We start from the raw sequence: 23,842 nt of genomic DNA on the forward strand, positions 1-23,842 counted from the left end.
GCTGCGTTTAGTCGCATACTGCGCGGCCAGAATCCAAATGGCTTTACGGAAACCCCCTGCATGAAACGCACCCCTCATCTGCTTGCGATCCAGTCTCATGTGGTCTTTGGCCACGCCGGAAACAGCGCCGCCGTGTTCCCCATGCAGCGGGTCGGGGTGAACGTCTGGCCGCTCAACACGGTGCAGTTCTCCAACCACACCCAGTATGGACAGTGGACGGGAGAAGTGTTGGCGCCGCAGCAAATTCCTGCGTTGGTGGAAGGCATTGCGGCCATCGGTGAACTGGGTAACTGTGATGCCATTTTGTCCGGTTACCTGGGCAGCGCGGACCAGGGGCGGGCGATTCTCAGCGGCGTGGCGCGCATCAAGGCGATCAACCCCAAGGCTCTTTACCTGTGCGACCCGGTGATGGGGCACCCGGAAAAAGGCTGCATCGTGCCTCAGGAAGTCAGCGATTTTCTGCTCGACGAAGCTGCTGCGATGGCCGACTTCCTGTGCCCCAACCAATTGGAACTGGACAGCTTCGCCGGTCGTAAGCCGCGCTCGCTGTTCGATTGCCTCGCCATGGCCAAGGCGTTGCTGGCGCGTGGGCCCAAGGCCGTATTGGTCAAGCATTTGGATTACCCCGGCAAGCTGCCGGATGGTTTCGAGATGCTGTTGGTGACCGCCGACGCCAGTTGGCACCTGCGCCGGCCGTTGCTGGCCTTCCCTCGTCAGCCGGTGGGGGTGGGCGACCTGACGTCGGGACTGTTCCTGGCGCGTGTGCTGTTGGGTGACAGCTTGCTGGCGGCTTTTGAATTCACCGCCGCCGCGGTGCACGAAGTGCTGCTCGAGACCCAGGCCTGCGCCAGCTATGAACTGGAACTGGTGCGCGCCCAGGACCGCATTGCCCATCCTCGCGTTCGCTTCGAAGCGACACCCATCACTCTGTAAGCACACCGGGCCCACTGTGGGAGCAAGCCCACTCCCACAGGGTGAATGGGTTTACGGCCTCGGACTTACGGTGCGTCGGCCTTGATTTCCTGATAGCGCTTTTCCAGCTCCTGGCGGATCTGCCGACGTTGCTGGGCCTGCACGAAGCGGCGCTTGCCTTCGCTGTTATGTGGTTGCAACGGCGGGACGGCAGCCGGTTTGCGCTGGTCGTCCACCGCCACCATGGTAAAGAAGCAACTGTTGGTATGCCGCACCGAGCGCTCGCGAATGTTCTCGGTCACCACTTTGATGCCCACTTCCATCGAGGTATTGCCGGTGTAGTTGACCGACGCGAGAAAGGTCACCAGCTCGCCGACATGGATCGGCTCGCGAAAAATCACCTGGTCCACCGACAACGTCACTACATAGCGCCCGGCATAACGGCTCGCGCAGGCGTAGGCCACTTCGTCGAGGTACTTGAGCAAGGTGCCGCCGTGGACATTGCCTGAGAAGTTGGCCATATCAGGGGTCATCAAGACCGTCATCGACAGCTGGGCGTTTCCGGGTTCCATAGCTTACTCACGGGTTATAGGCATTGGTGGGGAAAGCACCTCTGCGGGTGCTGAACTCTTTACTGCGCTAGCCCTAACGGGACGCCGGTGGGCGGCTTGCCGTCACGCGTGGGCCGATCTGTTTCCATATATTGCACCGGCTTTTCGCCGGAAGTCGCGGTGTTAACCTTCAAAAGCCTTTCTAAGGGCATTTCTTACGTTTTAGGTAGATTTTTCCTTCAGCCTTTAAGGGTACGAGCTGAAGTGGGAAAACTGCCGGTACCCTCAAGGAGCCCCTCGCCATGCACGCCATCAGCTTCATTCAGGACTTGGCTGTGATCATGTTGGTGGCAGGGGTGGTGACCGTCCTGTTTCATCGGCTCAAGCAGCCGGTGGTGCTGGGGTATATCGTCGCCGGGTTTATTATTGGCCCGCACACGCCGCCCTTCGGGCTGATCCACGACGAAGACACCATCAAGACCCTGGCCGAGCTGGGGGTGATTTTCCTGATGTTCTGCCTGGGCCTGGAGTTCAGCCTGCGCAAGCTGTTCAAGGTTGGCGCCACGGCGTTTATCGCGGCGTTCCTGGAAATCATCCTGATGATCTGGATCGGCTACGAAATCGGGCGCTGGTTCGACTGGAGCACCATGGACTCGCTGTTCCTCGGCGCGATCCTGGCCATTTCTTCCACAACCATCATCGTCAAGGCTCTTAATGACCTGAAGATGAAAGACCAGCGTTTCGCCCAGCTTATTTTCGGCGTATTGATCGTGGAAGACATCCTCGGGATCGGCATTATCGCGCTGCTGTCGAGCATTGCCGTGAGCGGCACGGTCAGCTCCGGCGAGGTGTTTTCCACGGTCGGCAAGCTCTCGCTGTTCATGATTGTGGCGCTGGTGATCGGCATTCTGCTGGTGCCGCGGCTGTTGGCCTACGTGGCCAGATTTGAAAGCAACGAGATGTTGTTGATTACCGTATTGGGCCTGTGCTTCGGTTTTTGCCTGCTGGTGGTCAAGCTGGAATACAGCATGGTGTTGGGCGCGTTCCTGATCGGAGCGATCATGGCCGAGTCGCGGCAGTTGATTAAGATCGAGCGCCTGATCGAGCCGGTTCGCGACATGTTTAGTGCGATTTTCTTTGTCGCCATCGGCCTGATGATCGACCCCCAGATCCTGCTGCAATACGCCTGGCCGATCGCGGTGATCACGGTGGCCGTGGTGCTGGGCAAAATGCTCTCCTGTGGCCTGGGGGCATTTATCGCAGGCAACGATGGGCGCACTTCGCTGCGGGTGGGGATGGGACTGTCACAGATTGGCGAGTTCTCCTTCATCATTGCCGCGCTTGGGATGACGTTGCAGGTGACCAGTGACTTTCTGTATCCGGTGGCGGTGGCGGTTTCGGCGATTACAACCTTGCTTACGCCCTATCTGATTCGCGGTGCCGATCCGTTGTCATTGAAGATGGCGGCAGTGATGCCTCAGCGCATGAGCCGGGTGTTCGGTCTGTATGGCGAGTGGCTGCGCAGCATTCAGCCTCAGGGAGAGGGTGCGATGCTGGCGGCGATGATCCGCAAGATCGTCCTGCAGGTTGGGGTGAACCTGGCGCTGGTAGTGGCAATCTTCCTGGCCGGCAGCTATTTCGCCGCCCGTATCGGTGGCTATCTGGAGGGTTGGGTCAGCGATCCCAGCTGGCAGAAGGCGTTGATCTGGGGCGGCGCAGTGCTGTTGTCGCTGCCGTTCCTGATCGCGGCGTACCGCAAGCTCAAAGCGCTGTCGATGCTGCTGGCGGAGATGAGCGTGACACCGGAAATGGCTGGACGGCATACCCAGCGTGTGCGGCGTGTAATCGCCGAGCTGATTCCGATTCTGTCGCTGCTGGTGATCTTTCTGCTACTGGCCGCGTTGTCGGCCAGTATTCTGCCGACCAACAAGTTGTTGGTGTTGATCGCGGTGGTCACGGCAGCGGTGGCGGCGGTGCTCTGGCGCTGGTTCATCCGCGTGCATACGCGCATGCAGGTCGCGTTGTTGGAGACGCTGGATAACCATAAGGATACGCCGGAGCACTGAAGGGCCTGTGGACTCAGCTTTCCAGCCAGACGTCCCGCGCCCAGTGCCAGACCGATTCCCAGGTTTCTTCCTGGATGAGTTCTTCTTCAGCGGACCACAGCACCACGGTGCCGTCTTCCTCGACGCAGTAGTAGTCGTCGCCGTCCTGGCAGATCGGAATCAAACTGCGATCGACACCGGCATCCCATGCATTGGCGGCCACATCCGGCAGGTAGGTGTGGGATTGTGGGTCGGTGACGGTCACCGGCTCCAGGCTGCCGTAGACCACGTCGCTGACGGTCAGCAGGAACTCGCGGAAGACAAAGGGGATGTCGATGAACAGCTGTTCTTCGATTTCCACCAGCAGGTCTTCGTCAGGCAGTTCCAGCGGAACCGGGACCGGTTCGTTGGCTTCACGCAGTTGTTCGATGATTTCTTCCACGGCCGGGATCCTCTTGCTGATGGCGCGGGTTAATAGGGGCGTTTTATACAGTAGCTCGCTATAAGTGCAACCGTGAAATAGAAAACCCCGGACAGGTCCGGGGTTTCGGTGTTGCTGGCTCAAGCGAGTACGGATCAGCCGTTCTGGCGGATACCGGCGACCAGCCATGGCTGGTTGTCGCCCTGGGCACGTTCCATGTTCCAGCTTTCGCTGAACGCTTCGCCCTGGTCGAAACGCGAGGTTTTCGACACACCGCTGAAGGTCAGGGTGGCGATGGTCTTGTCGGCGCGGTCATCCACACCGTCAAGCTGAACGCGCAGGTCGTCGATGTAGGTCGACTGGAAACCGTCGCCCAGGTCGGCGCGTTCGCGCTTGAGGAACTCCAGCAGTTGCGGGGTCACGAACTCGGCGATCTTGTCCATTTCATTGGCGTCCCAGTGTTGCTGCAGGGACTGGAAGTGGCTGCGGGCCGCTTCGATGAAACGTTCTTCGTTGAACCAGGCCGGTGCATTGATCACCGGACGGGCGGCAGGTGCGGCCGAACCACCGAAGATCGAACCCATGGCCGGCTTCTGCTCGAACACTTCACGCTGCATTGGCGCGCCGGCCGGAGCCAGGTGCTCCTGTTGCTTGCGGCGACGAGCGGCGATGAAGCGGAAGATCACGAACGCGATGACCGCCAGGATCAGGATGTCGAAGATCTGCATGCCCTGGAAGCCGCCACCCATAAACATGGAGGCGAGCAGGCCACCGGCGGCGATACCTGCCAGTGGGCCCAACCAGCGCGAAGCGCCGCCGGCCTTGGCCGCAGCGCCAGCCGCACCGGCTGCGCCCGCAGTGGCTGCTGCACCGCCGGCACCGGCGGATGGGGCCATTTGGCTGGTCTGGTGAGTGGGCGCTGCGCCCGAGCTTTTGCCACCACCGAAGCGTTTGGCGTTGGCGTCGAGGCTCATCGTCAGGCCGATGCACAACGCCATGGCGATGCTAAGAAAACGTTTCATAAAGGGAATTCCCATTTGTGGATTGCACGCGCGCCATGTTGCACAGGTGTAATGACAGTGGCTAGCGACATAATGTTTCGGGCTTTTGCGTAGGACGAAATCCGAAGGGTCTGTAGGACTAATTACAGATATCGGCCCACCCACCACAAACCGCGCCTTGCCTGGTCCAGGTCAAATCGCTTCGAGCTTGGCGTAGCCCATCATCAGCCACTTGCTGCCCTCGGCGAAGTTCACCTGCACGCGGGCCTGGGCACCGGCGCCTTCGAAGTTGAGGATCACGCCTTCACCGAAGATCGCATGTTTGACCTGCTGGCCCAGGCTGAACGGCGTTTCCGGAATCTCGGAACCGGCGAACATGTTGCTGGAATTCTGCTGCTGGCCACCGCCGAACGGGCGACTGACGCTGTTGGACAAGCGCACTTCCTGAATCAGCCCTTTCGGCACTTCGCGTACGAAGCGCGATACCTTGTTGTAGGTCTCGCTGCCGTAGAGTCGTCGGGTCTCAGCGTAAGTCATCACCAGGTTCTGCATCGCCCGAGTGATACCGACATAGGCCAGGCGGCGCTCTTCCTCAAGGCGGCCAGGTTCTTCCAGGCTCATCTTGTGCGGGAACAGGCCTTCTTCCATGCCCACCAGGAACACGTAGGGGAATTCCAGGCCCTTGGCGCTGTGCAGGGTCATCAGCTGGATGCTGTCTTCGTGCTCGTCGGCCTGAGTATCGCCGGCTTCCAGCGACGCGTGGCCGAGGAACGCGGCGAGCGGGGTCAGCTCTTCGTCTTCTTCGGTGGTCTCGAAGGCGCGGGCCGCGCTCACCAGTTCCTCAAGGTTTTCCACCCGGGCCTGGCCTTTCTCGCCTTTTTCCGCCTCGTGGTAGGCAATCAGCCCGGATTGTTCGATCACGGTCTGGGTCATCAAGTGCAGGGGCATCTGCTCGCACTTGGCCGCAAGGTTCTCGATCAGTTCGACAAACACGCCCAGCGCCCCGGCCGCTCGACCGGTCAGGCCCTTGTTGGCGATCAGCAGGCGCATGGCCTCCCACATCGACACATCGGCGTGACGCGCGTGCTCGCGGATCGCTTCAACGGTTTTCTCACCGATGCCACGAGCCGGAATATTGATCACCCGTTCCAGCGCCGCATCGTTGCCCCGGCCTTCCAGCAAGCGCAGGTAGGCCATGGCGTTCTTGATTTCCGCGCGTTCGAAGAAGCGCTGGCCGCCATAGATGCGATACGGGATGCGCTCGCGCAACAAGGCTTCTTCCAGTACCCGCGATTGGGCGTTGGAGCGGTACAGGATGGCGATGTCGCTGCGCGCCAGGCCGGTTTTCAGGGCGCTTTCGATGGTTTCCACCACATAGCGCGCCTCGTCGTGTTCGTTGAAGGCGGCGTACAGATTGATCGCTTCGCCTTCGCCGCCGTCGGTCCACAACTCTTTGCCCAGGCGCCCGGTATTGTTGGCGATCAAGGCGTTGGCGGCTTTGAGAATGCCGGCAGTGGAGCGGTAGTTCTGCTCCAGGCGAATCGTCACCGCGTCCGGGAAATCCTCGGAATACTGGTAAATGTTCTCGATTTTCGCGCCGCGCCAGCCGTAGATCGACTGGTCGTCATCGCCCACTACCATCAGGCTGTCGCCGCCCTTGGCCAACAGGCGCAACCAGGCGTATTGCACGGCGTTGGTGTCCTGGAACTCGTCCACCAGGATGTGGCGGAAGCGCTTTTGATAATGGGCCAGCAAGCCCGGGTTATCGCGCCACAGGTCGAGGGCGCGCAACAGCAGTTCGGAGAAGTCGATCACGCCGGCGCGCACGCAGGCGGCTTCGTACGCCTCATAAATGCTGCGCATGGTGGCCAGGAACAAGTCGCCGCTGGCCTGGATATGTTGCGGGCGCAGGCCTTCGTCTTTCTGGCCGTTGATGAACCACTGGGCCTGACGCGCGGGCCAACGCTGTTCGTCCAGGCCCAACTCGCGAATGACGCGCTTGACCAGGCGTTGCTGGTCGTCACTGTCGAGGATCTGGAACGTCTGGCTCAGGCCCGCTTCCTGCCAGTGCGCACGCAACAGGCGGTGTGCCAGGCCGTGGAACGTACCGACCCACATGCCGGCCGGGCTGATACCCATCAGCTGTTCGATGCGGTGGCGCATCTCGGCGGCCGCCTTGTTGGTGAAGGTCACCGACAGGATGGAATGCGGGGACGCGTTTTCGACCTGGATCAACCAGGCGATACGGTGCACCAGCACTCGGGTTTTACCGGAGCCAGCACCGGCCAGGACCAACTGACGGCCAACGGGGGCGGCTACGGCCTGGCGTTGGGCATCGTTGAGGGAATTAAGCAAAAGAGAGAGATCATCGCGCATCGGCGCATTCTATGGCTCCCAGCAGAGTGGGGCAAATGCCAATGCCGGGCGGTCAACGCAAAACGTTCGGCGCACGCCGTGCACGGGTGCGGCGGATGACCGGTAAGTCAGGCAGTGCAGCCCGCGCGGTGTCTCGCTCAAGCCGTCTGGCCCACAGGTTTGCGTGGCGCGGCCGTGAGGTTTTTATGACGTGGAGCAGTTTGGCCGCAGCGCTTGCTTGTGTATGCTCCGTCGACGTTTCGGGCTCACCATTATAAGAACACTGCCTATGACCCTCAGCACCGATCTGCCCGGCCCTTCGGCGATGCCCGCGCAGGTTATCCACAAACAGTACGCCACCGAGCTGGCAGTCGAGCGCACGCGTCTGCTGTATCAGGGCTCGTTGCTGCCGACTCTGCTGATGTTGGTCAACGGGATGGTCTGCGCCTGGTTGCTGTGGACCCCTGCGCAATATTTGCTCGACAGCATCTGGCTGGTCTGGCTGCTGGCGCTGGTGGCACTGCGCGTGATCCAAGTGGCGGCGTTCGATTCGGCCATGCCCAGCCGCCAGGCCCAGCCGGTGTGGCGGCGCATGTTCATGCTCGGTTCGGCGGTCAGTGGCCTGACATTGGCGACTGCCGCCATCGCCCTGGCGCCGGTCAACAGCTTCATGCAACAGGCCTGGGTGTTTGGGCTGATCGGCGCGGCCACCTTGTCGGCCAGCGTGGCGTATGCCGTGAGTTTTCCCGCATTTCTGTCATTTGCCTTGCCCTGCCTGGTGCCTTCCATCGTCTATCTGTTCTGGAATGGCGAGCCGCAGCAACAAGGTTGGGGGGTGTTGGGCCTGATTCTGCTGGCGTCCTTGAGCCTGGTGGCGTGGCAGGTCAATCGCCTGATCCAGCGCGGGTTATTGCGCCGTTTTCAGAATCAGGCGCTGATCGAGCATCTGCAGCGGGCGCAGCAGCGCAGTGAGCAGTTGAATCATGAGCTGGTGCGTGAAGTCGAGCAACGGCGCCAGGTCGAGCAGGAGCTGCGCGATGTGCAGGTCGGCCTGCAGGATCGCGTGGCGCAACGCAGCCAGGAGCTGGACCTCGCCAGCCAGGCCCTGAATAAAAGCGAAGCCCGCCTGGCCATGGCGCTGCAGGCCAGTGAGTTGGGGTTGTGGGACTGGAACCTGCAAACCGACGAGGTGCACCACACTCAAATCAAAGAGCTGTTCGGCCTGGAGCCTGAATGCGTCACCGCTATGCTCAGCCACCTCAAGCCGCGCCTGCATCCCGACGACTTGCCGCTGCTCAAGCGCGCGCTGGTGGAGCATCTCAAAGGACGCAGCGAGGACTACCAGGTGGAATACCGGGTGCGGCACGGCGACGGTCACTGGGTCTGGATCGAAGACCGTGGCCGCGCGGTTGAACACGGGCGCGGTGGGCGTGTGACCCGTATGCTCGGCACACGCCGCGATATCAGCGCCGGCAAAGCCCTGGAAGAGCAGCAGCGCCTGGCGTCGACCGTCTTCGAGGCTGCCAGCGAAGGCATCGTGATTCTCGATCCGGACTATAAGCTGATTGCGGTCAACCAGGCCTTCAGCCGCGTCACCGGTTTCGAGCGCGACGACATGCTGGGTCGTAATGTCGTGGAGTTGCCCAGCAGCCGCGATGCGCGGCGTCATTTTCCGATGATCCGCCAGGCGCTGCTCAATCATGGCACCTGGCAGGGCGAGCTGGTTGAAACGCGCAAGAATGGCGAACTCTACCCGCAGTGGCTGCAATTGAACGTTGTGCGTGATGTGCGAGGAAATGTCAGCCACATTGTGGGGTTCTTCGCTGATCTGTCGGCGCGGCGCGAGTCCGAAGAGCGTATGCGCTACCTCACCCATTACGATGAGTTGACCGGCCTGGCCAACCGTTCGCTGTTCCGCGAGCGCCTGCGCGAGGCCCATCAGCGCGTGCGCCAGGGGGGCCGCAGCCTGGCGCTGCTGCACATCAACCTGGATCGCTTCAAACTGCTCAATGACAGCCTGGGGCATGAAGTGGCTGACCAGTTGCTGCAGAAGATGGCCCGGCGCTTGATCAATGCACTGCCCGAAGCCGACACCATTGCGCGGTTGTCCGGGGATGAATTTGCGGTGTTGTTCGATGCCTACGGCAGTTTGTCGAGCCTGGCGCGGGTGGCCACGCGATTGCTGGCCAAGCTGCGTGTGCCGGTCACGGTGGACGGGCATGAACTGGTGGTCAGTGCGTCGATGGGTGTCAGCCTGTTGCCGGACAATGCGCGGGAAATTTCCGCGCTGGTCAGTCAATCCAACATGGCCATGCAGCATGCCAAGCACTTGGGCGGCAATAACTTCCAGTTCTATACCGACAGCCTGCAAGCCAGCACGCTGGAGCGCCTGCAGCTGGAAAACCATCTGCGCAAGGCCATCGACGAACACCAGCTCAGCGTGTTCTACCAGCCCAAGTTATGCCTGGCCACCGGCAAGCTTAATGCTGCGGAGGCGCTGATCCGTTGGGAGCATCCGCAGTGGGGCATGGTGCCACCCAGCGAATTTATCGGCCTGGCCGAAGAGACCGGCCTGATCGTGCCGCTGGGCGAGTTCGTGTTGCGCCAAGCCTGCCGGCAGGCCTGCGAATGGCAACGCCAGGGGCTGGCGCCGATCCGAGTGTCGGTGAACCTGTCGGTGCATCAATTGCGTCAGGGCAAGCTGGTCAGCCTGGTGCGTCAGGTCTTGGAGGAGACCGGCCTGGACCCGCAATACCTGGAGCTGGAACTGACCGAAAGCCAACTGCTCGACAGCGTCGAACCGATCATCGCGACCTTCCAGCAACTGCGAGACCTGGGGGTGAAGCTGGCGATCGACGATTTCGGCACCGGGTATTCGTCCCTCAGTTATCTCAAGCGTATCCCGGTGGATTACGTGAAGATCGATCAAACATTCATTCGCGGGCTGGGCCAAGGTCGTGAAGACGCGGCCATTACCCGAGCGATCATCGCCATGGCGCACGGGTTGGCGCTCAAGGTGGTGGCCGAAGGTGTGGAAGATCAACAACAGCTGGATTTTCTGCGCGCCGAGCAATGTGACGAGGTGCAGGGCTACCTGATCAGCCGGCCGATGCCAGCCGACGGGCTCGCGGATTTGTTGCGGGGAAATGCGGATTTATCTTAGCGACGCCGACCGCGCCCGTGTGGCTACAAAGTGTGTGCCCTTTGAATCACAGGGCAGCAGGGCGATTTAGTGATGCGTTGGACGGGCAAAACGGCAATTCTTGTAGTATAACTACAAGCTTGCTACATCCCCTGGCCCTGCCAATAACAAGAGTCCTGCCCTTTGAACCTGTTGCAACATATCGCCCAGTCGCGCCACCTGTTACGCAAATCGGAACTCAAGGTTGCCGATCACGTGCTGCTTGACCCTGCGGCCGTGATGCACAGTTCCATGGCCGACCTGGCCCACAGCGTGGGCATCAGCGAGCCGACCATCGTGCGTTTTTGCCGCGCCATCGGTTGCTCCGGGTTCCAGGATCTGAAACTCAAGCTGGCCCAGAGCCTGGCCGCCGGCGCCAGTTTTGGCCAGTTCGCGATCCACGAAGACGATTCCGTCGCCGACTACAGCCTCAAAATCTTCGACACCACCTTGCACACCCTGATGGAAGTGCGCGAAAAGCTTGATCCGGTGGAACTGCAGAAAGCCGTGACAGCCATGTCCCAGGCCCAGCGTGTGGAATTCTATGGTTTCGGCGCCTCCGGTGCGGTAGCGGCCGATGCCCAGCACAAATTCTTCCGTCTGCTGCTCACGGCGGCGGCCTACAGCGATCCGCATATGCAAGCGATGTCGGCCGTGACCTTGAAGCCAACCGACGTGGCGATCTGCATTTCCCAGTCGGGCCGCTCCAAGGACTTGCTGATCACCGCCAACCTGGTGCGTGAAAGTGGCGCATCGTTGATCACCCTGTGCCCGAGCCAGACGCCATTGGCGGAGTTGTCCACGGTCAACCTGGCTATCGACGTGCACGAAGACACCGAGATCTACACCCCGTTGACCTCGCGGATCGCCCATCTGGTGGTGATCGATGTGCTGGCGATGGGCGTAGCCATGGCCCGTGGCCCGAGCCTGGTCAATCACCTCAAGAGCGTGAAGCGCAGCTTGCGCAGCCTGCGTCTGTCACCCAAGTCCGTCAAAGCCCTCGACGACTGAACACTGTACATACATCCCAATGTGGGAGGGGCAAGCTTCCTCCCACATTGGGATGCTCCTGTATGTCCAGAATCTTCATCAGGTTGTCATCGCCCCGTCATCCCTCGCGCCCATTCTGAGCTCCCCGCACTTGCATTGGGAGATTCCAAATGGCACGTCCCTACGAAGACAGCAACAGCGCCGTAAAGACCCGTCGTCAGCAGGAAGACCAGCGCCGCATGGCGTTCCGTCGCGCAATCGAAGACCGTTGTGAGGAGCGCCAGTTGCTCCAGAGCATCAGTGACTATCCGGAGCTTCATTGGCAGGCACCCGCGGCCGCCCAGCGAAGCGCTCAGCCAGGGCGCTGATCTGCTGTCGTTCGCTGCGGATAAAGCCCAGAAACGCATGGGCCACCGGTGACAGGCGCTTGGCCTTGGCCTGCACCAGGCACCAGCTGCGCAACAGCGGCAGTTCTTCCACCGGCAGCTCCTTGAGCCCGCCGGTGGCCAGTTCCAGGTTCAAGGCGTGGCGCGTCAACAGGGCGATGCCCAGGCCGGCCGCGACGCATTCACGCTGGGCTTCGGCCGACGCCACTTCCACCGTCTGGGTGAAGTGCACGCGTTTTTCCTTGAAATACTCTTCGCACGCCAGCCGCGTACCCGAACCGGGTTCGCGCAGCAGCAACGTGTAGGGCTCCAGGTCCTGCAGGCGCAGCGGCCCTTGCAGGCTCAACGGATGGTCCGGCAGCGCCACCGCGACGATGGGGTTGTTGAGGAAGGGCAGGAACTCCAGGCCCATGTCCTGAGGCACCATGGACATGATCACCAGGTCGTCCCGGTTGTCCGAGAGGCGGCGGATCACCTGGGCGCGGTTGACCACGGTCAATTGCAGTTGCACCTCCGGGTGCTGGCGCTTGAAGGCGGCGAACAGGTGCGGCACGAAGTACTTGGCGCTGGACTCCACCGCCAGCTTCAACTGGCCTTGCAGCGAGCCTTGCATGTCCGACAGCTGCATATCGAGGTTTTCCAGGCGCCCGAAGATATCGCGACTGGCCCGTTGCAGGGCTTCGGCGGCCTCGGTCATGTAGAGTTTTTTGCCGACATACTCGAACAGCGGCTGGCCGATCAGCTCTTCGAGCTGGCGGATTTGCAGGCTGACAGCCGGTTGCGTGAGTGACATTTCCTCGGCCGCGCGGCTGTAAGAGCGCAAATCGCACACCTCGTGGAATATCTGCAGCTGACGTAATGTCAGTCGCATCAATGACTTACGCATAATTTTGTCTCCACCTCCGAGGCCGTCCGGCCAACTATAAGTCTTTACTTATGCACGACCCAATAATTATTGATTTTTGTTAATCCCTTGCGCAGCTTAGTGTGTGTCTCGCGACTGGCCTGAAACATTTGGTCACGCGCCGACCCGGCTCCAGCGGGTCGAAGAACGCAGCAATCGGCTCAAGGGAATTTCCAAGTGATAAAAAAGATCCTGATCGCCAACCGCGGTGAAATTGCCGTCCGCATCGTGCGTGCGTGCGCCGAGATGGGTATCCGTTCGGTCGCGGTCTATTCCGATGCCGACCGCCACGCGTTGCACGTCAAACGGGCCGACGAAGCCCACAGCATCGGCGCCGAGCCCCTGGCCGGCTATCTCAACCCGCGCAAGCTGGTGAACCTGGCGGTGGAAACCGGTTGCGATGCGCTGCACCCCGGCTACGGCTTCCTGTCGGAAAATGCCGAATTGGCGGACATCTGCGCCGAACGTGGGATCAAGTTCATCGGTCCCGCCGCTGAAGTGATCCGCCGCATGGGCGACAAGACCGAAGCGCGCCGCAGCATGATCAAAGCCGGCGTGCCGGTCACCCCCGGCACCGAAGGCAACGTGGCCGACATCCACGAAGCGCTCACCGAAGGCGACCGCATCGGTTACCCGGTGATGCTCAAGGCCACGTCCGGTGGCGGCGGTCGCGGTATCCGCCGCTGCAACAGCCGCGAAGAACTCGAACAAGCCTTCCCCCGCGTGATCTCCGAAGCCACCAAGGCCTTTGGTTCGGCGGAAGTGTTTCTGGAAAAATGCATCGTCAACCCCAAACACATCGAGGCGCAGATCCTCGGTGACAGCTTTGGCAACGTAGTGCATTTGTTCGAGCGCGATTGCTCGATTCAGCGTCGCAACCAAAAGCTGATCGAGATTGCCCCCAGCCCACAGCTGACCCCCGAACAGCGCGCTTACATCGGCGACCTGTCGGTGCGCGCGGCCAAGGCCGTGGGCTACGAGAATGCCGGCACCGTGGAGTTCCTGCTCGCCGAGGGCGAGGTGTACTTCATGGAGATGAACACCCGGGTGCAGGTGGAACACACCATCACCGAAGAAATCACCGGGATCGACATCGTCCGTGAGCAGATCCGCATCGCCTCGGGCCTGCCGCTGTCGGTGAAGCAGGAAGACATCCAGCACCGTGGCTTTGCGTTGCAGTTTCGCATCAACGCCGAAGACCCGAAGAACAACTTCCTCCCAAGCTTCGGCAAGATCACCCGTTACTACGCGCCCGGCGGCCCCGGCGTGCGCACCGACACGGCGATCTACACCGGTTACACGATCCCGCCGTTCTACGACTCCATGTGCTTGAAACTGGTGGTCTGGGCGTTGACCTGGGAAGAAGCCATGGACCGCGGCCTGCGTGCCCTGGACGACATGCGCCTGCAAGGCGTGAAGACCACCGCCGCCTACTACCAGGAAATCCTGCGCAACCCGGAATTCCGCAGCGGCCAGTTCAACACCAGTTTTGTGGAAAGCCACCCTGAGCTGACCAACTACTCGATCAAGCGCAAACCCGAAGAGCTGGCCCTTGCCATCGCCGCCGCCATCGCCGCGCATGCGGGTTTATGAATAAACAGCGGCAAGTTGCAAGCGGCAAGCTGCAAGTAAAGGCAGATTGGCTTTTTCTTGCGGCTTGTAGCTTGAAACTTGCCGCTATGAGGAGATACCAATGACTAAAAAGATCTTCGTTACCGACACCATCCTGCGCGACGCTCACCAATCGTTGCTCGCCACCCGCATGCGCACCGACGACATGCTGCCGATCTGCGACAAGCTCGACAAAGTCGGCTACTGGTCCCTGGAAGTCTGGGGCGGCGCGACCTTCGACGCCTGCGTGCGCTTCCTCAAGGAAGACCCGTGGGAGCGCCTGCGTAAACTGCGCGCCGCGTTGCCCAACACCCGTCTGCAAATGCTGCTGCGCGGCCAGAACCTGCTGGGCTACCGCCACTACAGCGATGACGTGGTCAAAGCCTTCGTGGCCAAGGCCGCAGTGAATGGCATCGATGTGTTCCGCATTTTCGATGCGATGAACGACGTGCGTAACCTGCGCGTGGCCATCGAAGCAGTAAAAGCCGCCGGCAAGCATGCCCAGGGCACCATCGCTTACACCACCAGCCCGGTGCACACCATCGACGCATTTGTGGCCCAGGCCAAGCAAATGGAGTCCATGGGCTGCGATTCGATCGCGATCAAGGACATGGCCGGCCTGCTGACGCCGTACGCCACCGGTGAACTGGTCAAGGCGCTGAAAGCAGAGCAAGGCCTGCCGATTTTCATCCACTCCCACGACACCGCCGGCCTGGCCGCGATGTGCCAACTCAAGGCCATCGAAAACGGTGCCGACCATATCGACACCGCGATCTCCAGCTTTGCCTGGGGCACCAGCCACCCAGGTACCGAGTCGATGGTCGCCGCGCTCAAAGGCAGCGAATTCGACACTGGCCTCGACCTGGAGCTGCTGCAGGAAATCGGTCTGTACTTCTACGCTGTGCGCAAGAAGTACCACCAGTTCGAAAGTGAATTCACCGCCGTCGATACTCGCGTGCAGGTCAATCAGGTACCGGGCGGGATGATTTCCAACCTGGCCAACCAGCTCAAGGAGCAGGGCGCGCTCAATCGCATGGGCGAAGTGCTGGCGGAAATCCCGCGCGTGCGGGAAGACCTCGGCTTCCCGCCACTGGTCACCCCGACCTCGCAGATTGTCGGCACCCAGGCGTTCTTCAACGTGCTGGCCGGTGAGCGCTACAAGACCATCACCAACGAAGTGAAACTCTACCTGCAGGGCGGCTATGGCAAGGCGCCGGGCGTGGTGAATGAAAAGCTGCGGCGTCAGGCCATCGGCAGCGAGGACGTTATCGATGTACGCCCGGCCGACCTGCTCAAGCCGGAAATGACCAAGCTGCGCGGTGAAATCGGAACACTGGCCAAATCCGAAGAGGACGTACTGACCTACGCGATGTTCCCGGACATCGGGCGCAAGTTCCTCGAGGAGCGCGACGCAGGCACCCTGGCCCCTGAAGTGCTGTTGCCGATTCCCGAGGCGGGCAGCGTAGCCCGCGCCGGTGGCGAAGGCGTGCCGACCGAATTCGTCATCGACGTGCACGGCGAAAGCTACCGGGTCGACATCACCGGCGTCGGCGTGAAGGCCGAAGGCAAGCGCCACTTCTACCTGTCCATCGACGGCATGCCCGAAGAAGTGGTGTTCGAGCCGCTCAACGAATTCGTCAGCAGTGGCGGCAGCCAGCGCAAGCACGCAACAGCGCCGGGCCATGTGAGCACCGCGATGCCGGGCAATATCGTCGACGTGCTGGTCAAGGAAGGCGATGTGGTCAAGGCCGGCCAGGCCGTACTGATCACCGAAGCCATGAAGATGGAGACCGAGGTGCAGGCCGCGATTGCCGGCAAAGTGACCGCCGTGCATGTGGCCAAGGGCGACCGGGTCAACCCTGGCGAGATCCTGATCGAAATCGAAGGCTGATCCAGCCTTCGACACAACCGTTTAATCCTCGGGGGAGCAGGTGCTCCCCTTTTTTTTGCATTGGATTCAGCGGTTTAGAACGCCATCGTCCATTGCCCCGCCAGTCCCTGGTTGCGGCTGTGGCTGCCACGTTCGGCGGTATAGGTCAGGCCCACACTGTGTTCAGCCGACAGCGCCACGTCCAGGCCGGTGCGCACGGCCAGGCTGTCTCGCGCCAGTGAGGTACCGCTGATGGAGAACTCGCTGTTGACGTGTTCAGGTTCTCTCCAGGCCGAGGATTGTTTCACGCGGCTTTCGACGTTGCCGTACAGGTGCGTCCAACTGGCGCTCAAATGCGGCTTGAGGGCCATCTGGTTATCCAGCCTGAAGTCCCTGGCAAGGCGCAGGCCGAAGGTGGTGTTGAGGTTTTGCTGGGTCTGCGCCCGCACATCCAGCGCGCTGTAGCCGCCCTTTTCGCGAAAGCCCTGGCGGTGATAGCGCTGCAGACCCAGTCCGGCAAAGGGTTCGGCGCGCAGGTCAGCGATGACCAGCGGATAACCCAGTTCAGCGAATACATTCTGACTTTGAGCTTTGTAGTGGCCGGTGAGGCGTTCGCGATGATTGATGAAGTCGACATCCACGTAGCGTTTGTTCTGCCCTGCGTGACTGCTGTAAAGCGCGCCCAGGCGCAGCGCGAACGGGCCGTCCTGGCGTGCCGCATAGGTGCCCAGGTGCCAACTGTCCAGGTCACCCTTGAAGCGTTTGGCACTGAGGTCACTGTCGGATTTGCCGCCCACCACGCCGATCCGCCAGGCGTTGGCCAACGACCAGTCGGCGCCCAGCAACAGCCCTTGGCTACGCCGTTTGAGGCCGGCGCTGCCGTGCTGTGCGTCGAGTTTGCCGCCGCTGCCCACGCCTTGCACCCACACACGGCTTGCTTCTTCAGAGGTGTCCAATTGACGAATCGCCGCGAGCAGGCTGGCGTTCAATTGTTTCATGCTGGCCTGGGTGGCCGTGCCCAGGTTGGCGTTCTGGCTGCCCGCCAATTGTTCAAGCAATGCGCCGACGCGGCCCGGCTCCAGACCCGCCAGGTAATGCACGTATTGCCGCAGTTGGTGTTTGTCCCAATAGTCGAGCTGGTCCGAAGCCAGCAGTTGGCTGACTGCAGAGTCCAGCATACGGGCGACGTTCAGGCCATTACGGCTGGTGGCGCGGTTGGCGAAGCTGGCGTCCCGAGGCTTGGCAATGACCAGCCCTGAATGACCTGCCGCTCCGTTGCCGCTGAGCGGTTGCAACCACTCGCTGTCCGGCTCCATGTCGCCGCGAGTGTGTGCGTATGAAGCCCCGACTGTGCCCAGCGCCAGGATGATGGCGACTGCCAATTGCTTGTGTATGAACGGCATGCAAACCCACCTCGTGATGTATGAGGCGGGGAATTTAGCGAGGTGACAGAGGGATAACTGTCAGGCCGGGTGCTGCGGGTTTGCGGGAGATGTCTCTAGTGCGTTGCGATAAAACAATTCGTTAAATCTGCACAGCATTGAGTGCACGCCTGAATCAGGCGCGATCGACGCTCCTTCACCCCCGCCCCGCATAGCCCTTGCCGTAGTGCCGCTCCATGCGTGCCTGGATCAGCTCCAGTCCCAAGGACAATACCCAGTAGATGATCGCGGCGGTGGTGAGCATCTCGATGTAGCGGTAGCTCGAACGGCCGTAGGACTGCGCCAGGAACATCACCTCCCATACGCCCATCACCGAAATCAGTGACGAGTCCTTGAGCATCGAGATGAACTGGTTGGTGGCCGGCGGGATGATGGTGCGCATGGCCTGGGGCAGGGTGACGTGCCAGAAGATCTCCCGGTCGCGCATGCCCAGGGCCAGGGCGGCCTCCCGCTGGCCCTGGGGCACACCGAGGATGCCGGCGCGGAAGATCTCGCTGAGGTAGGCGCCATAGTTCAGCGACAGCGCAATGATGCCGGCGACGATTGCGCCCGGCACCACGCCCAGTTGCGGCAGGCCGAGGTAGATCAGCAGTATCTGGATCAGCAGCGGCGTGCCGCGAAAAAACGACGCATAGAAACTGGCGATGCCAAATGCCACGGCGCTTTTCGACAAGCGTGCGAGGGCGGTGACAAAGCCCAGCACCGACGATGCCGCCATCGAGCACAGACACAGGAACAGCGTCAGCGCCGCGCCTTGCAGGAAACCGTTGGGCGCCAGGTGCACGCCGATCAGGTTGGGCAGCTTGTCGAGGATGATCGAGAACTTCAGGTCAAAGCTCAGGAAGAAGCTGGCGAACAGGGCGAACAACGCCGCCCAGGTCAGGTACAGGCGTGCGCGAAAGCCGAGCAGCGCGCGCGCAGGTTTTGGCAGATGACTCATTGGCTGATGTCGGCACCGATCCATTTTTTCGACAGCGTGCTCAACGTGCCGTCCTGTTTCAACTGCGCAAAGACGTCACGCACTTTGCTGTCCCACTGCGGGTCGCCTTTTTCGATGGCCACCGAGTTGGGCTCTGCGTACAGCGGCTCGCCGGCCAGCTTGAAGCGCTTGTCCTGGTTCAGGCGCGGCTGGGCGGTGACCAGGTTGGTGAGGATCGCATCCAGGCGCACGCCGGCACCCAGGCCGAGGTCCTGGAACGCTACATTGTCGGTGTCGTATGGAGCGATCTGCACGTCCTCGAACGGGTACTGCAACTGCGTATCTTCGGCGCCTTCGATCAGCAGATTTTTATTCAGGTAGCTTTCATAGCTGGAGGCGCTGGTCAGGCCGACTTTCTTGCCGCTCAGGTCCTTGGCGCCGTGGATGCGGTCGTCCTTGGCGTTGACCACAATGACCGCAGGGGACGCGTAGTACTCCACCGGGAAGTCGAACACCTCGGCGCGGGCCTTGCTCGGGGTCATGGAACAGATGCAAATGTCATAGCGTCCGCTCCAGCGGCCGGCGGCGATCACATCCCAGGACGGCGTTTCCAGACGCAGCTTAACGCCCAGTTTCTGTGCCACGGCCTTGGCCACGTCGACGTCGAAGCCGTCGAGCTGGTTCTGATCGTTGAGAAAAGAGAACGGTGGGTAGCTTTCCATCAGCACGCCCACCAGTTCTTTTTTCTGTTCGATGCGGTCCAGGGTGGCGCCGCCAAAGGCTTGGGTTGAAGCAGCCAGCATCGTCAGGCCCAAGGCCCATAGCGGTTTGAATTTCAAAATGAACACCTGAATAAAAAAGAGGTTGTTATTAACCGAATGGTACGCATTAAATAGTTATAAGAACGACTCTCATAGTGAGTTATTTTCATAAGCATATGAGTAAAAGCTATATGGGCGCTGAAATCACAGTAATTCTCGACGGCGGCATGGGCCGTGAACTGCAACGCCGTGGCGCGCCTTTCCGGCAGCCGGAGTGGTCGGCACTGGCCCTGAGCGAAGCCCCGCAGGCGGTGGAGGCGGTGCATGCGGCCTATATCGACAGCGGTGCCGACGTCATTACCAGCAACAGTTATGCGGTGGTGCCGTTTCACATCGGTGAAGCGCGTTTTGCTGCCGAGGGCCAGGCCCTGGCGGCGCTGGCGGGGGAGTTGGCGCGCCGAGCAGTAGAGGCTTCGGGCAAACCCGTGCGCGTGGCCGGTTCGTTGCCGCCGTTATTCGGCTCCTACCGGCCCGACCTGTTCGAGCCGGCGCGGGTGTCCGAGCTGCTGACGCCCCTGGTGCAGGGCCTGGCGCCCCATGTCGACCTGTGGCTGGCGGAAACCCAGAGCTCCATCGCTGAGGCGCGAGCGATCCACGCTGGTTTGCCGAAGGACGGCAAGCCGTTCTGGCTGTCGTTTACCTTGAAAGACGAAGACACCGATGAAGTGCCGCGACTGCGTTCCGGCGAGCCGGTGGCGGACGCCGCCGAAGCGGCGGCGCAATGGGGTGTACAGGTGCTGCTGTTCAACTGCAGCCAGCCTGAAGTGATTGGCGCGGCGATCGATGCGGCTCGCCAGACCTTCGAACGCCTGGGCGTGCAGATCCAGATCGGCGCCTATGCCAATGCCTTCCCGCCGCAACCCAAGGAAGCCACGGCCAACGACGGCCTGGACCCGCTGCGCGACGACCTCGACCCGCCGGGCTACCTGCAGTGGGCGGCCGACTGGCAAGCGCGTGGCGCCAGCCATCTGGGCGGCTGCTGCGGGATCGGGCCGGAGCATATTGCGGTGCTGGCGCAGAAGCTGAACTGACGCTTAAAGCGCCTGGCGGCACTCCGCCAGGCCCTTGAGCTGCCCGGAAGCCGTCTGATTCGCCTGGGATAACCATTGCTCAAAAGCCGCCCCCACCACCGGCCATTCCCCGTCCAAAATCGAATACCACGCCGTATCCCGGTTCTGCCCCTTGACCACCATATGCTGGCGGAACACCCCTTCAAAACTGAACCCCAGGCGCTCGGCCGCGTATTTGGAACGGGCATTGCCGTTGTTGCACTTCCATTCCAGGCGGCGATAACCCTGCTCGAACGCGTATTTGGCCAGCAGGTACACCGCCTCGGTGCTTTTCGGCGAACGCTGCATCGGTGCGCCGAAGGTGACGTGGCCGATTTCGATGCGGCCCTGGGCCGGCACGATCGACATCAGGCTGAGGATGCCTTGTACATCGCCGCTGACACGGTCGATCACGCTGAAAAAATACGGGTCGCTGTTGGCCGCATGATTGTTCAGCCAGGCATCGAAGGCCGCGCGCTCGGCAAACGGACCATAGGGCAAGTAATCCCACAGCTTGGGGTCGGCGCCGGGGCCTTCCAGCGCTTGCCAGAGTTGATCGGCGTGGCGTGCGGGATCGAGTTTTTCCAGGCGGATAAAGCGCCCTTCGAGCAGTTGAGCCGAGGGCGCCGGAGCACCTTTCCAGTCGGCGAGGGAAGTGGACATGCTGCGCTCCTTAAAGACCTTTGCGAAATTGAATGAAACCCGGGCGCTCGGCGATCCGCTCATACAGCTGGATCGCGGTGGAGTTGGTCTCGTGGGTCAGCCAGTGCACCTTGCAGCAACCGTCGGCCTTGGCGGTGGCGTAGACGAATTCGATCAGTTTGCGACCGACACCGGTGCCGCGCTGGGACGGGTCCACCAACAGGTCCTGCAGGTAGCAGGAGTTCTCGATGCTCCAGTTGGAGCGGTGGTAGATGAAGTTGACCATACCCACCGCCTTGCCGTCCTGCCAGGCCAGCGCCGAATGAGTCGGTTCGCTGGGGTCGATCAAACGCTGCCAGGTACTGTGGCTCACCGCGTCCGGCAGTTCGGTGTTGTAGAACTGCAAATACGCCTGCCACAACGGCAACCACGCCGCGTGGTCGGCGGCGGTGACGGGGCGGATATCGATAGGACTCATTCTGTGGCTCCTTTGGGAATAAATCGGGCGAGGGTCTGGTCGCGCACGTCGCTGCTGGCGGCCAGGCCGTCGCGCACACCGGCGATATCCGCCGAGCTGCGGTTCTGGCTGAGTTTGCGTTTGCCGATCAGGCGCTCGATGGGCAGCGAGAAACCGACGATGGCCTTGAGCATGCCGTCGATGTAGTCGGCCGGGGCATCGCTGACGGCCCATGGTTGGGCGCGACGGCTTTCGTGGCGGTCAGTCAACGCACTGACCACCGCCAGCAAGCGCTCGGCATCGGTGAACACCTCGGCCTTGCCGTAGGCATGTACCGCCAGGTAATTCCAGGTGGGCACCACTTTGCCGTGCTCGGCCTTGGTCGGGTAGAACGATGGACTGATGTAGGCGTCGGCGCCGGCAAAAATCACCAGGGCTTCGCTGCCGTTTTGCAGGTCGCGCCACTGTGGGTTGGCCTTGGCCATGTGCCCGTACAACGTGCCGTTCGAGCCTTCATCAGGGTTGAGCAGCAGCGGCAGGTGGCTGGCTTGCAGGCCGTCGTCGCCCAGGGTCACCAGTTGCGCCAGGCGCGTGTGCTGGATCAGTTGCTGGATTTCGGGCAAGTCATCGAGGGCAAAGGCGCGCGGTGTGTACATGATTATTTTCCTTGGCGAATGGCGCCATCCTAGGCAGGCTAATGGTCTGTGGTAAGAGCCATCCAGGGTCAATTTCATAGGTCCAATATGCCGCCTGCGTCGCCGCCGTTGTCCTTCAACCCCGCCGGTATTGAGTTGGACCCTCGCCAGGGCCTGACACGCCAGCTCTACGACGCCCTGCGCCAACGTGTGCTGGACGGACGCCTGGTGAGTGGCACGCGCCTGCCCGCCAGCCGCGACCTGGCGGCGGCCTTGTCGATTTCCCGCAACAGCGTGGTGCGGGCCTACGATCAGTTGTACGCCGAAGGCTTTATCGAAGCGCGCGTCGGAGACGGCACCTATGTCGCCCAATTACCGACGGCGAAAAAACTATCCACAAAACCATCCACAGGGTTATCACCAGGCTTATCCCCAGCTTTATCCACAAATTGCGGAAATTCATCGGTTAATTCGAGCCTGAAAGTTATCCACAGCGCGGCGCTGGAGCGTCTGGAAACCCACCATTTGTCTCAACCGCCGGTGGGGCCGCCCAAGGCCTTTCGTGTCGGCGTGCCGGCCTTTGATCTGTTTCCGTTTGAGGTTTGGGCCAAGCTCAACGGGGCTTTCTGGCGCAGGCCTAACCTGGAGCAGCTGTGCTACGGCGACCCTGCCGGAGACGCTCGCCTGCGTGGGTTGATCGCCGCCTATCTGCGCAGTTCACGCGGCATGCAATGCACCGCTGAACAAATTGTGATCACCAGCGGCGCGCAACAGGCAATCAGCCTTTGTGCACAGTTGCTGGTGGCGCCCGGCGACGGCGTGGCGGTGGAAAACCCGGGCTACCGCGCCGCCGGGCATGCGTTCGCCCTGGCCGGTGCGTGCCTGCATGGCGTCCCGGTTGATGAGGAGGGGATCGACTGTGGCGTGCTCAACACCCTGGCCGATTGCCGCTTGGCCTACGTTACGCCGTCGCACCAATACCCGTTGGGCGTGGTGATGAGCCTGGCGCGCCGCCTGGAGCTGCTGGCCTGGGCCGAACGCACCGGCGGCTGGATCATCGAAGACGACTACGATGGCGAGTACCGCTACAGCGGCGCACCGCTGTCGCCCCTGGCCGCGCTGGACCGCAGCGGGCGCGTGTTGTACGTGGGCACCTTCGGTAAAGTGGCGTTCCCGGCGCTGCGCCTGGGCTACCTGGTGCTGCCGCCAGGCCTGGTAGAGGCCTTTTCCCGGCGTCGCGCCGTGGACATGCGCCACTCGGAAGTCAGCACGCAGGCGGTGATGGCCGAGTTCATGGCGGCCGGGCACTTCCAGCGCCATATTCGACGTATGCGGCGTGCGGCATTGAGTCGGCGCAATGCGTTGCTCGCCGGTTGGCCGCGCGGGTTGCCCGGCGTCGGCCAATTGCCCGGCGTCGCCGCAGGGCTGCACATCACCGTGCGTGTCGACAACCTTGCCCGCGAGCAGCAATTGCTTGCACAGGCCCATGCCGTGGGCGTTGAGATCAATGGCTTGAGCAATTACTGGCTGGCGCCCTCCACGCTGGCGCCGGACCAGGGCGCCGGCCTGGTGCTGGGCTTTGCCGCAGTGCCAGAGCCCGCTATCGCGCAGGCGCTGGAACGTTTACGCGAGGCCTGGCGGTGTTGATCG

General features: G+C 61.6%; 20 protein-coding genes. 9 read left to right on the forward strand and 11 right to left on the reverse strand.

All coding sequences use genetic code 11. The annotated features are described in order from the left end of the window. Positions 1–60 precede the first annotated feature (60 nt). Complete coding sequence (gene pdxY / locus QRN10_RS11790) at positions 61–933, forward strand: pyridoxal kinase PdxY (RefSeq protein ID WP_181077620.1); 873 nt, start codon at positions 61–63, stop codon at positions 931–933. Between the two features lie 65 nt (positions 934–998). Here pdxY and QRN10_RS11795 read toward each other — a convergent pair whose 3' ends face one another. Next, complete coding sequence (locus QRN10_RS11795; protein ID WP_181077622.1) at positions 999–1,484, reverse strand: acyl-CoA thioesterase; 486 nt, start codon at positions 1,482–1,484, stop codon at positions 999–1,001. A 281-nt stretch (positions 1,485–1,765) separates the two neighbouring features. Here QRN10_RS11795 and QRN10_RS11800 point away from each other — a divergent pair, with 281 nt between their 5' ends. Further along, positions 1,766–3,529 (forward strand): cation:proton antiporter, encoded by a 1,764-nt coding sequence (locus tag QRN10_RS11800; RefSeq protein WP_285428449.1) that lies wholly within the window; start codon positions 1,766–1,768, stop codon positions 3,527–3,529. 13 nt (positions 3,530–3,542) lie between these two features. Here the strand turns inward: QRN10_RS11800 and QRN10_RS11805 are convergent, their stop codons facing one another. The 3 genes from QRN10_RS11805 to uvrD all read right to left on the reverse strand — a co-directional run bounded on the left by QRN10_RS11805 (position 3,543) and on the right by uvrD (position 7,306). Beyond that, entirely contained in the window at positions 3,543–3,950 is a 408-nt protein-coding gene (locus tag QRN10_RS11805; protein WP_181077625.1) for an SMI1/KNR4 family protein, read from the reverse strand. A gap of 134 nt (positions 3,951–4,084) precedes the next feature. Further along, entirely contained in the window at positions 4,085–4,951 is an 867-nt protein-coding gene (locus tag QRN10_RS11810; protein ID WP_034101550.1) for a Tim44 domain-containing protein, read from the reverse strand. 171 nt (positions 4,952–5,122) lie between these two features. Next, complete coding sequence (uvrD, locus tag QRN10_RS11815; protein WP_181077627.1) at positions 5,123–7,306, reverse strand: DNA helicase II; 2,184 nt, start codon at positions 7,304–7,306, stop codon at positions 5,123–5,125. A gap of 268 nt (positions 7,307–7,574) precedes the next feature. On the opposite strand from uvrD, the gene QRN10_RS11820 reads away from it, so the two are divergent. From QRN10_RS11820 to QRN10_RS11830, 3 genes are all read left to right on the forward strand, one after another. Then, entirely contained in the window at positions 7,575–10,448 is a 2,874-nt protein-coding gene (locus QRN10_RS11820) for an EAL domain-containing protein (RefSeq protein WP_181077628.1), read from the forward strand. Between the two features lie 162 nt (positions 10,449–10,610). After that, a complete protein-coding gene (gene hexR / locus QRN10_RS11825) occupies positions 10,611–11,477 on the forward strand; it encodes a transcriptional regulator HexR (RefSeq protein WP_003177007.1) in 867 nt (288 codons plus the stop codon). 149 nt (positions 11,478–11,626) lie between these two features. Then, complete coding sequence (locus QRN10_RS11830; RefSeq protein WP_253509817.1) at positions 11,627–11,824, forward strand: PA3496 family putative envelope integrity protein; 198 nt, start codon at positions 11,627–11,629, stop codon at positions 11,822–11,824. Here QRN10_RS11830 and QRN10_RS11835 read toward each other — a convergent pair. Beyond that, complete coding sequence (locus tag QRN10_RS11835; protein WP_181077630.1) at positions 11,754–12,728, reverse strand: LysR family transcriptional regulator; 975 nt, start codon at positions 12,726–12,728, stop codon at positions 11,754–11,756. The genes QRN10_RS11830 and QRN10_RS11835 overlap by 71 nt on opposite strands. A 195-nt stretch (positions 12,729–12,923) precedes the next feature. Here QRN10_RS11835 and QRN10_RS11840 point away from each other — a divergent pair, with 195 nt between their 5' ends. After that, on the forward strand, positions 12,924–14,339 hold the full coding sequence (locus QRN10_RS11840) for an acetyl-CoA carboxylase biotin carboxylase subunit (protein ID WP_034101546.1): 1,416 nt from the start codon (positions 12,924–12,926) through the stop codon (positions 14,337–14,339). Between the two features lie 100 nt (positions 14,340–14,439). Beyond that, complete coding sequence (gene oadA / locus QRN10_RS11845; RefSeq protein WP_253509816.1) at positions 14,440–16,248, forward strand: sodium-extruding oxaloacetate decarboxylase subunit alpha; 1,809 nt, start codon at positions 14,440–14,442, stop codon at positions 16,246–16,248. A gap of 74 nt (positions 16,249–16,322) precedes the next feature. On the opposite strand, the gene QRN10_RS11850 is transcribed toward oadA, so the two are convergent. The 3 genes from QRN10_RS11850 to QRN10_RS11860 all read right to left on the reverse strand — a co-directional run bounded on the left by QRN10_RS11850 (position 16,323) and on the right by QRN10_RS11860 (position 19,427). After that, positions 16,323–17,630 (reverse strand): autotransporter outer membrane beta-barrel domain-containing protein, encoded by a 1,308-nt coding sequence (locus QRN10_RS11850; protein ID WP_285428450.1) that lies wholly within the window; start codon positions 17,628–17,630, stop codon positions 16,323–16,325. A 175-nt stretch (positions 17,631–17,805) separates the two neighbouring features. Continuing rightward, complete coding sequence (locus QRN10_RS11855) at positions 17,806–18,609, reverse strand: amino acid ABC transporter permease (protein ID WP_181076185.1); 804 nt, start codon at positions 18,607–18,609, stop codon at positions 17,806–17,808. Further along, on the reverse strand, positions 18,606–19,427 hold the full coding sequence (locus QRN10_RS11860; RefSeq protein WP_253509814.1) for an ABC transporter substrate-binding protein: 822 nt from the start codon (positions 19,425–19,427) through the stop codon (positions 18,606–18,608). The genes QRN10_RS11855 and QRN10_RS11860 overlap by 4 nt, the downstream gene beginning before the upstream one ends. A 113-nt stretch (positions 19,428–19,540) precedes the next feature. On the opposite strand from QRN10_RS11860, the gene QRN10_RS11865 reads away from it, so the two are divergent. Further along, positions 19,541–20,440, forward strand: coding sequence for a homocysteine S-methyltransferase family protein (locus QRN10_RS11865; RefSeq protein ID WP_253509813.1), 900 nt, complete (start codon positions 19,541–19,543; stop codon positions 20,438–20,440). 3 nt (positions 20,441–20,443) lie between these two features. Here QRN10_RS11865 and QRN10_RS11870 read toward each other — a convergent pair whose 3' ends face one another. From QRN10_RS11870 to QRN10_RS11880, 3 genes are read right to left on the reverse strand one after another with little or no spacing between them, the layout of a single operon-like run. Continuing rightward, entirely contained in the window at positions 20,444–21,121 is a 678-nt protein-coding gene (locus QRN10_RS11870; protein WP_266245149.1) for a GNAT family N-acetyltransferase, read from the reverse strand. A 10-nt stretch (positions 21,122–21,131) separates the two neighbouring features. Continuing rightward, on the reverse strand, positions 21,132–21,578 hold the full coding sequence (locus QRN10_RS11875) for a GNAT family N-acetyltransferase (protein ID WP_181076192.1): 447 nt from the start codon (positions 21,576–21,578) through the stop codon (positions 21,132–21,134). Beyond that, positions 21,575–22,213: an FMN-binding negative transcriptional regulator gene (locus QRN10_RS11880; protein WP_181076193.1), complete on the reverse strand. Its 639-nt coding sequence runs from the start codon at positions 22,211–22,213 to the stop codon at positions 21,575–21,577. Before QRN10_RS11880 ends, QRN10_RS11875 begins: the two co-directional genes overlap by 4 nt. An 87-nt stretch (positions 22,214–22,300) precedes the next feature. Here QRN10_RS11880 and pdxR point away from each other — a divergent pair, with 87 nt between their 5' ends. Further along, positions 22,301–23,839, forward strand: a complete 1,539-nt coding sequence (pdxR, locus tag QRN10_RS11885) for a MocR-like pyridoxine biosynthesis transcription factor PdxR (RefSeq protein WP_181076195.1) — start codon at positions 22,301–22,303, stop codon at positions 23,837–23,839. Positions 23,840–23,842: the final 3 nt, after the last annotated feature.

This window comes from Pseudomonas sp. lyk4-R2A-8, assembly GCF_030209095.1.
In the GTDB taxonomy this organism is placed as follows: Bacteria; Pseudomonadota; Gammaproteobacteria; order Pseudomonadales; family Pseudomonadaceae; genus Aquipseudomonas; species Aquipseudomonas quebecensis.